At 66.9% G+C, this 12,206-nt stretch carries 14 protein-coding genes; 4 read left to right on the forward strand and 10 right to left on the reverse strand.

Annotated elements, in window-relative coordinates; genetic code table 11:
- Nucleotides 1-2: 2 nt before the first annotated feature.
- Together ACE2AC_RS08195 and ACE2AC_RS08200 are read right to left on the reverse strand one after the other, a co-directional pair.
- The gene (locus tag ACE2AC_RS08195; protein WP_375691607.1) at nucleotides 3-509 is read right to left on the reverse strand and encodes an outer membrane protein; all 507 of its coding nucleotides are present in this window, start codon (nucleotides 507-509) and stop codon (nucleotides 3-5) included.
- Between the two features lie 160 nt (nucleotides 510-669).
- Entirely contained in the window at nucleotides 670-1,245 is a 576-nt protein-coding gene (locus ACE2AC_RS08200; protein WP_375691608.1) for an outer membrane protein, read from the reverse strand.
- 391 nt (nucleotides 1,246-1,636) lie between these two features.
- On the opposite strand from ACE2AC_RS08200, the gene argB reads away from it, so the two are divergent.
- The 4 genes from argB to ACE2AC_RS08220 all read left to right on the forward strand — a co-directional run bounded on the left by argB (nucleotide 1,637) and on the right by ACE2AC_RS08220 (nucleotide 4,489).
- A complete protein-coding gene (gene argB, locus ACE2AC_RS08205; protein ID WP_375691609.1) occupies nucleotides 1,637-2,500 on the forward strand; it encodes an acetylglutamate kinase in 864 nt (287 codons plus the stop codon).
- 45 nt (nucleotides 2,501-2,545) lie between these two features.
- Nucleotides 2,546-3,337 carry a sterol desaturase family protein gene (locus tag ACE2AC_RS08210; protein ID WP_375691610.1) on the forward strand — a complete coding sequence of 264 codons (792 nt, stop codon included), beginning with the start codon at nucleotides 2,546-2,548 and terminating at the stop codon, nucleotides 3,335-3,337.
- A gap of 181 nt (nucleotides 3,338-3,518) precedes the next feature.
- Nucleotides 3,519-3,977 (forward strand): ferredoxin, encoded by a 459-nt coding sequence (locus tag ACE2AC_RS08215; protein WP_375691611.1) that lies wholly within the window; start codon nucleotides 3,519-3,521, stop codon nucleotides 3,975-3,977.
- A gap of 14 nt (nucleotides 3,978-3,991) precedes the next feature.
- Nucleotides 3,992-4,489, forward strand: coding sequence for a histidine phosphatase family protein (locus tag ACE2AC_RS08220; protein ID WP_375691612.1), 498 nt, complete (start codon nucleotides 3,992-3,994; stop codon nucleotides 4,487-4,489).
- A 96-nt stretch (nucleotides 4,490-4,585) separates the two neighbouring features.
- On the opposite strand, the gene ACE2AC_RS08225 is transcribed toward ACE2AC_RS08220, so the two are convergent.
- The 8 genes from ACE2AC_RS08225 to ACE2AC_RS08260 all read right to left on the reverse strand — a co-directional run bounded on the left by ACE2AC_RS08225 (nucleotide 4,586) and on the right by ACE2AC_RS08260 (nucleotide 12,198).
- Entirely contained in the window at nucleotides 4,586-5,380 is a 795-nt protein-coding gene (locus ACE2AC_RS08225; protein WP_375691613.1) for an amino acid ABC transporter ATP-binding protein, read from the reverse strand.
- A 12-nt stretch (nucleotides 5,381-5,392) separates the two neighbouring features.
- Nucleotides 5,393-6,697 (reverse strand): amino acid ABC transporter permease, encoded by a 1,305-nt coding sequence (locus ACE2AC_RS08230; protein ID WP_375691614.1) that lies wholly within the window; start codon nucleotides 6,695-6,697, stop codon nucleotides 5,393-5,395.
- 1 nt (nucleotide 6,698) lies between these two features.
- Complete coding sequence (locus tag ACE2AC_RS08235; RefSeq protein WP_375691615.1) at nucleotides 6,699-7,955, reverse strand: amino acid ABC transporter permease; 1,257 nt, start codon at nucleotides 7,953-7,955, stop codon at nucleotides 6,699-6,701.
- A 138-nt stretch (nucleotides 7,956-8,093) separates the two neighbouring features.
- A complete protein-coding gene (locus tag ACE2AC_RS08240; RefSeq protein ID WP_375691616.1) occupies nucleotides 8,094-9,113 on the reverse strand; it encodes an amino acid ABC transporter substrate-binding protein in 1,020 nt (339 codons plus the stop codon).
- Nucleotides 9,114-9,386: 273 nt separating this feature from the next.
- On the reverse strand, nucleotides 9,387-10,097 hold the full coding sequence (locus ACE2AC_RS08245; RefSeq protein WP_375691617.1) for an ATP12 family chaperone protein: 711 nt from the start codon (nucleotides 10,095-10,097) through the stop codon (nucleotides 9,387-9,389).
- Nucleotides 10,094-10,660 (reverse strand): HAD-IA family hydrolase, encoded by a 567-nt coding sequence (locus tag ACE2AC_RS08250; protein WP_375691618.1) that lies wholly within the window; start codon nucleotides 10,658-10,660, stop codon nucleotides 10,094-10,096. Before ACE2AC_RS08250 ends, ACE2AC_RS08245 begins: the two co-directional genes overlap by 4 nt.
- A gap of 118 nt (nucleotides 10,661-10,778) precedes the next feature.
- Nucleotides 10,779-11,822, reverse strand: coding sequence for an RluA family pseudouridine synthase (locus tag ACE2AC_RS08255; RefSeq protein ID WP_375691619.1), 1,044 nt, complete (start codon nucleotides 11,820-11,822; stop codon nucleotides 10,779-10,781).
- 55 nt (nucleotides 11,823-11,877) lie between these two features.
- Nucleotides 11,878-12,198, reverse strand: coding sequence for a fluoride efflux transporter FluC (locus tag ACE2AC_RS08260; RefSeq protein ID WP_375691620.1), 321 nt, complete (start codon nucleotides 12,196-12,198; stop codon nucleotides 11,878-11,880).
- Between the last annotated feature and the right edge of the window lie 8 nt (nucleotides 12,199-12,206).

Here is a 12,206-nt window from a genome sequence, read left to right on the forward strand (position 1 = left end):
GGTCAGAATCGGAACGAGACGCGGGCACTGAGGCTCTGCACGTCGTGCCGGCCGCGGTCGTCGAAATCCGGGAAATGGTGAGTCAGCAGTTCGCCCCCGACGGTCAGGTGCTCGAACAGCCGGTACTCGACCCCGGCGCCAGCCAGCAGGCCGAATTCGCCGCCCGTTGTGCCATCGCTGCGCACCCCGCCCGCGGTGCCGTAGATCAGCGTCCGTCCGGTAGCGTAGCCGACCCGCAGCTTGGCGCGCAGCATCCAGTCGATGGACCCGCCGGGCGCGCCCGCATCGGCATTGGCGTATTCCAGTTCGCCCCCCAGGACCATGTCACCCATCTGGTGGTCGTAGCCGGCGTGCAGGCTGATCAGGCCCTTGCTGTCCGGCACCCCGCGCTGAAAATCGAGGTTGCCGCCCACGTAGGGGCCGGTCCAGCTTTCGCCGGACAGGGGGTCGGCCAGCGCCACGCAGGGTAGCATGGCGAGGGCCAGTGCGCCGCAGAGATGGTGTTTCACAGCTCGAGTCACGATGTCTTCGCCCGTATTGGGGAGATCGTGCCATCAACGCACGTTTTAGGCTAGCGGTTCCTTAAGAAAGAACGCCCCGGGTGACCAAAATCACCCGGGGCTTCGTGACGCAACGGTTGGGCGCGGGCGCGTGGCCCCGCGGACCCGATCAGAAGCGGTAGTTCACCTTGGCCGAGAAGGTGTTGGCCTCGAGGTCGCTGCCGGTGCCGTTGAAGTCGTCGAACTTGTGGTAGAGGTATTCACCCCCGACCGAGACGTTCTCCATCACCTTGTATTCAGCGCCGACGCCAGCGACCCAGCCGGTGTCGTCACCCAGCGAGGTGTCGGCCCGGGCACCACCGGCGGTGGCGTAGATCAGCGTGCGGCCGGCATCGTAGCCGAGACGTGCCTTGACGCGCATCACGCTGTCGACATCCGCGCCGCCGACGCTCACGTCCGCGCCGGTGTAGTCGAACTCGCCACCCAGCACCCAGCTGCCGAAGTCGTAGTCGTAACCCAGCTGCACGCCGCCGACGAGGCCGTCACCCGACGCCCCGCCAAGGTCGAAGTCGCCGTAGCCGAGCTGCACACCGCCGTAGCCGCCGGTCCAGTCCGACGCGGGGGTGATGATCGGCGCAGGGGCGATCGGAGCCGGCTCGATCGGAGCGGGCGCCGGGCTGCCGGCAAATGCGGGGGCTGCGACGATCGCGCCGGTGGTTGCGGCGAATGCGAGAGTGCGGAACATAGTATTCTCCTTCTTGGTGGGCATTCTTGGCCCTCGTTGCGCCCCTCCGCGGTACTGCCCGGTGGAGAGGCATGGTGTTTCGCCCGGGTCTCGCCCTGGGCGTCATGTCCACAACGGGGAGCTAATCCTTTGGTTTCCGACTTGCATCAGGGCGTGCGAAGGTGTGGCGCAAATCCGCCACGGTCCGGCGCAGGGGCGCGCAGCAGGCGTGAGAAATGTTACGAACACCGCACGGGGCCGCGACCGGCAAGCCAATTCCCCCGGCAGGAGCTGGGAAATCACGATCGCATGATCAGCGGGAAACCCCGCGCCACGGATCGGGCCGATTTCAGCAAGGGGTTGGAAAGACCGGACATCCGCCGTATCAGATCCGAAACCCATGGATGATCGCATGAGAAAACAGACGATGAATCGCGACTGGATCGCCACTGCCCGCACGCTCAGCCAGGCCCTGCCCTACCTGCAACGCTACGAGGGCGCCATCGTCGTCGTGAAATTCGGCGGCCATGCCATGGGCGACGACGAGGCGATGGAGACCTTCGCCCGTGACATCGTCCTGATGCGGCAGGTCGGGGTGAACCCGGTCATCGTCCACGGCGGCGGCCCGATGATCAACGAGATGCTCGACAAGCTCGACATCAAGTCCGACTTCGTGAACGGCAAGCGCGTCACCGACGAAGCCACGGTCGAGGTGGTCGAGATGGTGCTCTCCGGCCGCGTGAACAAGCGCATCGTGCAGGCCATCAGCTCCCAAGGTGGCAAGGGCGTCGGGCTGTCGGGCAAGGACGCCAACCTGATGATCTGCGAAACCACCGACCCCTCGCTGGGCCTGGTCGGCACGCCGGTCGAATGCGACACGACGATCCTGCACGCCATGTTCAAGGCCGACATCATCCCGGTGATCGCCCCCCTCGGCATGGGCCGCGACGGCGAGACGTTCAACGTGAACGGCGACACCGCCGCCGGGGCCATCGCCGCCGCGCTCAAGGCCGACCGCCTGCTGCTGCTGACCGACGTGGCCGGCGTCAAGAACGCCAGCGGCGAGGTGGTGACCGAGCTGACCGCCAGCCAGATCCGCGAATGGACCGCCGACGGCACCATCGCGGGCGGCATGATCCCCAAGACCGAGACCGCGCTGATGGCGATCGAGGGCGGGGTCCGCGCGGCGGTGATCCTCGATGGCCGGGCGCCGAACGCAACGCTGCTGGAACTCTTCACCGAACACGGCGCCGGGTCGATCATCCGCAAGGGCTGACGCGCCGCATTGCCAAGCCCGGCCGGCGCGGTCCATCCTTCGGGTATGGAACATGAAACGCTGATCCGGCTTGGCTTCTTCCTCGGGCTTTTCGCCGTCTTTGCCTTGGCCGAGGCCGCCCTGCCGCGCCGCGCGCGGGTCGAGAGGCAGTGGCGCCGCTGGGGCACCAACTGGGCGATTTCGATCAGCGACGCGGTGCTGGTGCGGCTCATGGCGCTGGCCCTCCCGGTGCTGTCGGTCGGCGCGGCGCTGGACGCGGCAGAGCAGGGATACGGCCTTTTCAACCGCACTGGCTGGCCGGGCTGGATCGAGGGTGTGCTGGCCTTCGTCATCCTCGACCTCGCGATCTGGTTCCAGCACTGGGCGACCCACAAGGTGCCGCTGCTCTGGCGGCTGCACCGGGTGCATCACGCCGACCGCGACATGGACGTGACCACCGCGATCCGGTTCCACCCGCTCGAGATCGGGCTGTCGATGCTATGGAAGATCGCGGTGATCTACGCCATCGGCGCGCCGGTGGCAGCGGTCGTGATCTTCGAGGTCGCCCTGAACGGCTGCGCGATGTTCAACCATGCCAACATCGCCCTCCCCGCAGGGGTCGACCGCTGGCTGCGGAGGATCATCGTCACGCCCGACATGCACCGCGTGCACCATTCGGTCGACCGGGCCGAACACGACACCAACTTCGGCTTCACCCTGTCGGTCTGGGATCACCTGTTCCGCACCTACACCGCGCAGCCCGGCGGCGGGCACAACGGGATGACGCTCGGCCTCGAATGGCAGGACGATCGGCCCGCGCGGCTGGGGTGGAGCCTGTGGCTCCCCTTCCGGCGATGACCTACGACGACCTCGCCCGGGCGGCGGGTGCGCGGCAGCTGGCGATCTTCGCGGCCCTGCATCCGGGGGCGGAGGACGGGCTTGACGGTGTCGGCACGCTCCTCCTCCTCGGGCCGGGGAACCGGGGTACTGGGCCGCGCTCACCGCCAGCCCCGAATGGCAGGACGGTGCGCCCGACCCGGTGGACCGCTGGTCGCGGAGGGTGATCGGGGGCTGGGCGGACGAGATCGGGGGCCGGGCGATCTATCCCTTCGGCGGGCCGCCGTTCCACCCGTTCTTCAGCTGGGCCACCCGCAGCGGCTGGATCCACCAGTCCCCGGTCCGCCTTCTGGTCCATGCCGACGCCGGGCTCTGGGTGTCGTTCCGGGGCGCGCTGGCCCTGCCGGACCGCATCCCCCTGCCCCCGCCGCCACCATCACCCTGCCTGACCTGCACGGCGCAACCGTGCCGCACGGCCTGCCCGGCGGACGCGTTGACCGATGCCGGCTACGACGTGCCCGCCTGCAAGGCGTTCCTTGCGGCGCCCGAGGGACAGGTCTGCATGAAGACGGGGTGCGGCGTTCGGGCGGCTTGCCCGGCGGGGCGGGGCCATGGCAGGCTGGCCGCGCATTCCACATACCACATGCAGCAATTCATTTGATCCCAATAGGTTCCATGACGCGACGCCTGATCCTGATCCGCCATGCCAAGTCGAGCTGGTCCGACCCCCTGCTGGACGACCACGACCGTCCCCTCAACCCGCGCGGCGGCCGGTCGGCCGACGCCATCGGCGACTGGCTGCGAAAGAACGCCTACATCCCGGACCAGATCCTCTGCTCGACGGCCACCCGCACACGCGAAACCTGCGACAGGCTAGCGGTTGACGCCCCAGTCACTCACCTGCCCGAGCTCTACCATGCCGGGCCGGACGTGATGCTGGCCGCGCTTCGCCGAGCCGAAGGCGCCTGCGTCGCGATGATCGGCCACAACCCCGGCATCGGCGCCTTTGCCAGCATGCTGGTCCGGGGTACCCCGGCCCATGCACGGTTCGCCGACTACCCCACCGGCGCGACGCTGGTCGCCGACTTTCCGGTGGACGACTGGGCCGATGCCACGATGCACACGGCCGCGGCTGTGGCCTTCGTGGTGCCGCGCGAGCTGATCGGCGACTGACACCCTGAACGAAAAGACCCCCGCCGATGCCTCCACATCGACGGGGGTCTCCCTCGCTCGCGTACCGGCCGTCTCCTCCGGACCGGTGCGCCCTGTTCAGTGACCGAGGATCTGCGACAGGAACAGCTTGGTGCGTTCCGACCGCGGGTTGTTGAAGAACTCCTCGGGCTCGTTCTGTTCGACGATCTGGCCCTGGTCCATGAAGATCACGCGGTTGGCGACCTTGCGGGCAAAGCCCATCTCGTGCGTGACGCAGAGCATGGTCATGCCCTCCTGCGCCAGCTCGATCATCGTATCGAGGACCTCCTTGATCATCTCGGGGTCGAGTGCCGAGGTCGGTTCGTCGAACAGCATGATCCGCGGCTTCATGCAGAGCGACCGCGCGATGGCGACCCGCTGCTGCTGACCGCCCGAAAGCTGGCCGGGGTACTTGTCGGCCTGCTCGGGGATCTTCACCTTTTCGAGGAAGTGCATCGCGGTTTCGATCGCTTCCTTCCGCGGAACCTTGCGGACCCAGATCGGCGCCAGCGTGCAGTTTTCCAGGATCGTCAGGTGCGGGAAGAGGTTGAAGTGCTGGAAGCACATCCCGACCTCGGACCGGATCTTGTCGATGTTCTTCAGGTCCGACGTCAGTTCCGTCCCGTCCACGATGATCCGGCCCGACTGGTGTTCCTCGAGCCGGTTGATGCAGCGGATCAGGGTGGACTTGCCCGACCCCGACGGCCCGGCGATGACGATACGCTCGCCCCGGTTGACCGTCAGGTTGATGTCTCGCAGCACGTGGAAGGTCCCGTACCACTTGTTCATGTTCGAGATTTCGATCGCGACCTCGTCCGAGACCTTCATCTGCGAACGGTCGATGTCGGAGAGCTCCATGGCGGTGTCAGTCATATCGAATACCTCTTAGCGGTGCCCGGTCCGGAGCTTGCGCTCCAGATACATCGAGTAGCGGGACATGGAGAAACAGAAGATGAAGAAGACGGCGCCGATGAAAATGAACAGCTCCCAGTAGATGCCGTTCCAGTTGGCGTCGGCCCGGATCGCATTCGCCAGACCCAGCGGGTCGAGCAGGCCGATGATCGACACCAGCGTGGTGTCCTTGAACACCCCGATGAAGGTCGACACGATCCCCGGGATCGAGATCTTCAGCGCCTGCGGCATGATGATCAGACGCTGCGCCTGCCAGTAGTCGAGGCCGAGGCTGTCGGCCCCCTCGTACTGGCCCTTGGGCAGGGCCGCGAGGCCGCCGCGGATCACCTCGGCCATGTAGGCCGACGCGAACAGCGTCACCATGATCATCACCCGCAGGATGATGTCGAAGTTCGTGCCCGGCGGCAGGAAGATGTTGAGCAGCGTCGAGGCCACGAACAGCAGCGTGATCAGCGGCACGCCGCGAATGAACTCGATGAAGCCCACGCAGAGCCATTTCACCAGCGGCAAGTCGCTGCGGCGGCCAAGCGCCAGAAGGATGCCGATCGGCAGCGAACACATGATCGCGGTCACGCCGATGGTGATCGACAGGAGGAAGCCGCCGAACTGGCGCGACTGCACCGATTCGAGGGCGAGCGGCAGCACCCGCGCGAGGTCGGGCGTCATGAACGGCGAAATCACCGCCCACCACACGATCGCCGCCAGCACGCCGACCCAGAAGGCCAGCCCCGGCGCGATCACCCGCTGCACGAGGGCGAAGGCGAAGTAGCCCGCAACGAAGCCGAGGGCGGCCATCACCGGCCCCCAGATCGTGCCGCCCCAGAGCAGCCAGGCCGCGAGAAACGGATAGGCCGCCGAGAACGCGAGCAGTTTCGGGGTCACGTAGCCGGCGAAGAGGATCGGCGCGAGCGCCACGAACAGCAGCACCAGCGCCAGCACGGGGCGCCAGTAGAGCTCGGACGGGTAGAACCCGAAGAGCAGCTGCGGCCAGCGTTCCCGGATCACGCCCCAGCAGGCGCCCGAGGTGCCCTCCAGGAGCTCGCGGCACTGAGTGAGCGATGTCGCGTCCCAGGTGGGAGAGATGAACCAGGGCACGATGTGCAAAACGATCCAGATGATGAACAGCGTGGAGAGAACCGTCAGGACGGTGTTCATCCATCCGCCGAACAGGTTCCCCTTGGCCCAGCCGACCATGCCGATCGTGTTCGACGGCGGGTCCTGCTGCTGCAGCATGGTGTCACGGACATAGGCGACGGTATCAGCATGTGTGTTCGACATCTTACCGCTCCACCAGTTTCACGCGGGAGTTGTAGAGGTTCATGACCCCCGAGATGATCAGCGAGATCGTGAGGTAGATCAGCATCCCCAACAGCAGCGTTTCGAGTTCCCGGCCCGTCTGGTTCAGAGTGATCCCCATCAGCGTGCCGGTGATGTCCATGTACCCGACCGCGATCGCCAGCGACGAGTTCTTGGTCAGGTTCAGGTACTGCGAGATCAGCGGCGGGATGATCACCCGTAGCGCCTGCGGCAGGACCACCAGGCTCATCACCCGGCGCGGGCGCAGGCCCAGGGCCGAAGCCGCCTCGGTCTGCCCGTGCGAGATCGCCATGATCCCGGCCCGGACGTTCTCGGCGATGAAGGCCGCGGTGTAGAGCGACAGCGCGAGCCAAAGGGCGATCAGCGAGTTCCGCATGTAGATGCCGCCGCCGAAGTTGAAGCCCTTCAGCTCGGGGTACTGCAGGTTGAAGCCGAGGATCGTCAGGACGGCGATCAGCGGCACCAGGATCACGCCGGCGCGCAGGTGCCAGGTCCGCGGGCGGACGCCGGTCTGGTTCTGGATCGTGTCGGCGCGCTTGCGGATGATGCTCGACAGCCAGATGCCGCCAATGAAGACCAGCAGCGCGACGATGAAGTTCATGCTGATGTGGAAGGCATCGCCGACCGGCATCGCGGGCAGCCCGCGCGAGAACTCGACCCCCGGGACATAGATCCCGCGGTTGGTGATCGCGACGCTGTCAAAAAGCTTCATCGTGGCTTCCGGATCGTCGCCCCGGAAGGCGCTTGGCGCCGGCAGGCTTTCGATCAGGATGGCCATGGTCAGCACGATCCACATCAGGACCGGCACGTTTCGGAACATCTCGACATAGACGGTCATCAGCCGCGCGACGAGCCAGTTGCCCGACAGGCGCAGCACGCCGACCACCACGCCGACGACCGTGGCCGTGATACAGCCGAGAACGGCGACCAGAAGCGTGTTCAGGATCCCGACGAACGCGGCACGCAGGTGCGTGTCCTGCGAATTGTAGGGGATCAGCTGCTGGTTGATGTCATAGCCCGCTGGCTCGCCCATGAAACCGAACGACGGCTGTTTGCCGAGGTCGGCAAGGTTCTGGGCCGTGTTGTTGATGAGCCAACCGACAAAGGACAGAAAGCAGATCAGCGCGATGATCTGGAAGGTGATCGAACGATACCGCGTATCGTAGATCAGCATCGATAGCTTGAACGACTCCGACGGTGGGTCGGTGATGGTTGTCATCCTGAAGTTCCCCGTTGTTCCGGCCTTGTGATACGGCGTCTGCTGCGCCTGTGGCCGGATCATTACCGCCCGGATGTGCCCCCGGGTCCAGTGGAATAGCGAAGGGCGCGGGGTTTGCCCGCGCCCTTGCCGATTGTATTAGCGGAACGGCGGCGTGTAGATCAGGCCACCATCGGTCCACTGGGCGTTCAGGCCACGGGCCAGACCGATCGGGGTGTTCTCGCCGATGGTCTTCTCGAACAGCTCGCCATAGTTGCCGACGGCGGTGATCGCCTTGACGGCCCAGTCGTTGCTGAGGCCCATCATCTCGCCGAGGTTGCCCTCGGTGCCGAGCAGACGGTTGATCTCCGGGTTCTCGCCCGCAGCCGATGCCATGTCAGCCGCGTTGGCCGAGGTGATGCCCAGCTCTTCGGCCGCGATCAGCGCGTTCAGGGTCCAGCGGGAGATGTCCGCCCACTCGTCATCGCCGTGACGGACCAGCGGCCCGAGCGGCTCTTTCGAGATGATTTCCGGCAGGATGACGTGTGCCGAGGGATCCTCGAAAGTGGCGCGGGTCGCGGCGAGGCCCGATGCGTCCGTCGTGTAGACGTCGCAGGCGCCGGCCAGGTACTGCTGCTGCGCTTCGGCGTTGGTCTCGATCGGCACCGGCTCGTAGCTCATGTTGTTCTTGCGGAAGAAGTCCGCGAGGTTGAGCTCGGTGGTGGTGCCGGTCTGGATGCAGACGGTCGCGCCGTCCAGTTCCTTGGCCGAGGACACGCCGAGGGCCTTGGGCGCGATGAAGCCCTGGCCGTCGTAGTAGTTGATGCCGACAAAGGTGAACTTCAGGTCGACGTCGCGCGAGAAGGTCCAGGTGGTGTTCCGGGCCAGCAGGTCGACCTCGCCCGATGCCAGGGCGGTGAAGCGGGTCTTGCCGGTGGTCGGCACGAATTCGACGGCTTCCGGATCGCCCAGCACGGCGGCAGCGACAGCGCGGCAGACGCCGACGTCGAAGCCTTCCCAGCGACCGTTCGCATCGGGGGCGGCAAAGCCCACGAGGCCGGTGGTCACGCCGCAGTTCAGCTTGCCACGTGCCTTGACGTCTTCAAGGGTCGTGGCGCCAGCTGCGCCGGCCATCAGGCCTGCGACTGTCAGCGCTCCAAAAATTGCGGTTTTCTTCATTTTTACCTCTTCCTGATTGTCCGCCCGAGTCTCCGGCGGTTATCTCCGTCCCTTTTTGGCAGGACGGGGGTCGAATGGTGCAGTCGAGGGGCAGGCCCTCGCAGCATGGACCGAAGTGTGGGCGGATTCATCCATTTTGGTCAAGGGTGTCATCAGCAAAATCGATGGCGATCACCACCGCTTTCCCCAATGTCATGGCCCCGGCAGCCGCGGAATCAATCGGCTTGCAATTCAACATCTTGCCAGACGGAGCGCAGGCAACACCTTCTCGCCCTATGGGCGAGTAAGATCATGGAATCGCTTGGCGGCCAGGAACGAGCCGCGCTTGATTTCGGCGATCTCCGCCGCCTCTTCGTCGTGGCCCCACTGTTCCTCCTGCCAGCGCTCGTCGATCCGGGACAATTCCCAGAGCTCCTCGGCCGGCAGATGGTCGTGCAGCGCGGCCAGTCCCAGCACCAGCGACCCGCTGAGCCCCACGAGATCGTGAAACGCGGTCAGCTCGAAATTCGACAATTTGCGCACCTCGGCACCCAGCCGGGCCAGGGCCGCGGCGTCCTGCGCGGCGTGCATGATCCCCTGCCGCGGCTCGAGACGCGCGCCAAAGGTCTCGGCCGCCCAGTCGAGCAGCGGATCCCAGGCCGCCGCCTGGCGCTCGGCCAGCTCCTGCGGGGCGTCGGCGCGATAACAGAGCAAGTCGCTGTCACCGTAGGCGGACAGCAGCTCGGCCACCTCGTCGAACTGCACCGCGACCTTGTCGATGGCCGCATTTGCCGCGCGGGTCGCGGGCATGGTGCGGGGGTCGATTTCGGCCTCCTGGGCCTGCCATTCGTCCGCCACGGCCTGTGCGAGGGCGCGGGTCGGCAGGTGCATCGGCGCCTTCGCCGGCGTCCGCACCGGGCGCGCGTCGAGCAGCACGGCAAATCCGTCGGGCGTTTCGTCGACGGTGACCTCTTTCCAGAACCGCTTGGCCTTCCAGTCGCTCATGCCGCCGTCTCTCCCGCCGGGGCGACCAGCGCGTCGATCGCCGCAGGCAACGCGTCGACGGCGGCGACGTGCCCGGTGGCCCCGCGCAACTCGGACGCCGGGTGATAGCCCCAGGCGACGGCCAGTCCGCGCATCCCCGCCGACCGCGCCATGTCCATGTCAAAGCTGGTGTCGCCGATCATCAGCGCCCGCTCGGGCCCGATCCCGGTTTCCGCCATGGCCGCCATCAGCATCGAGGGATGCGGTTTCGACGGGTGGTGATCGGCGACCTGGACCGTCACGAAATGCTGCCGCAGCCCGTGCCCTTCCAGCAGGGCCTCGAGCCCGCGCAGCGACTTGCCCGTGGCGATGCCCAGCACCGTCTGCGGCTCGGCCGCCAGCCCCTCGACCACCTCGCGGATGCCGGGATAGAGCGGCGTCGCGCCGATCCCGCCGGATTCGCGGCGCTGGCGAAATCCCGCGCGGTAGCCTGCGACCATCGCCTCGTGCGCGTTTGCATCCAGCTCCGGCGCCAGCCGCGGCATCGCGACCTCGAGCGACAGGCCAACGATCGACAGAACCACCTCGCGCGGGGGAGCGGCCGGCCGACCACGGCAAAGGCATCCTCCATAGCGGCGAGGATATGGCCCTGGCTGTCGGACAGCGTACCGTCGACGTCAAAGATGATCAGGCGCGGATCGGTCATTCTTCCTCTTCGAACGGGTCTTCGGGCACTTCGTCCTCGGCCCAGCCGAGCGAGTCCCAGGTGCGTTGCATGTGCTCGGGCAGCGGCGCGACGAGGTGCAGCGGCTTCTTGGTGAAGGGGTGCTCCAGCGTCAGGGACCGCGCGTGCAGGTGCAGCTTGCGGCTGATGTCGCCGCCCAGTTGCGCGCCCCACCCGTCGCCCAGGTTTTCCTGCCCGGACCCGCCGTACTTGCCGTCGCCGACGATCGGATGCCCGATCTCGGCCATGTGGGCCCGCAGCTGGTGCGTCCGCCCCGTGATCGGCACCAGGGCACACCAGGACGCGCGGCGCCCCAGCCCGGACAGGACCGCGTAGTCCGTGACGGCACGCTTGGCGCCGGGGGTGCTGCTGACCTCGTCGGGATGCAGGCAGAGCATCTTTTCGCCCTCCCCGCCCGCGCCGTGACCGGGCGCTTTCACGAGGCCGTACTTGATCGTGCCCATCTTGGGCGCCGGCACGCCGGCGACCGCGGCCCAGTAGATCTTGCGCGTGGCCCGGTGGCGAAAGCTCTCGGTCAGGGCCGCCGCCGCCTCGCGTGTCTTGGCCAGCAGCAGGAGGCCCGACGTGTCCTTGTCTAGCCGGTGCACGAGGCGCGGCTTTTCCCCGTCGCCCTCGCGGAACGCCTCGGCCAGGGCATCGACGTGGCGGGTCAGCTTGGAGCCACCCTGCACGGGCAGACCCGGCGGCTTGTTCAGCGCGATGATATGATCGTCCTGCCAGAGCACGCAGGACTTGATGAACCGCGCGTCGGCCTCGGTCACCCGGGGCTTGCGGATCGGCTGCTGCGGGCCCGGATCGGGCAGCGGCGGGATGCGCACGTCCTGCCCGGTTTCCAGCCGCGTGTTGGCCTTGACCCGCGCGCCGTCGACGCGGAGCTCGCCCTTGCGGCACATCTTCTCGATCCGGCCCTGCGGGACATGCGGGAACATCCGGCGCAGCCAGCGGTCAAGCCGCTGTCCGCCGTCGCCCGGCCCCACGGTGATGGTCTGCACGCCGCTCATGCGATCAAAGCCCTCGCAAAGGTGATGCCGAACGCCAGCGCCGCGAGCGACAGGATCAGCGACAGCGCCACGTAGAGCACCGCCAGGTGGACATCCCCCTCTCCCAGAGCGTGAACGCCTCGAGAGAGAAGGACGAAAAGGTGGTGAACCCGCCAAGCACACCGGTCAGCAGGAACGGGTTCAGGTGCGCCCAGCCCTTGTACCCGATCAGGACGACAAGAATTCCCATCAGGCCGCAGCCCAGGATGTTGGCCAGCAGCACCCCGGTCGGAAAGCCGCTCAGCCCGACGGTGCGCGTGACCGCGACGCCCACGAGATAGCGCAGGGATGCCCCGATGGCACCGCCAAGGGCCACTTGGAGAAGGGTTCCGACCATGCCGCGTC

The organism is Pseudooceanicola sp. LIPI14-2-Ac024, from assembly GCF_042188925.1.
GTDB lineage: Bacteria > Pseudomonadota > Alphaproteobacteria > Rhodobacterales > Rhodobacteraceae > Pseudooceanicola.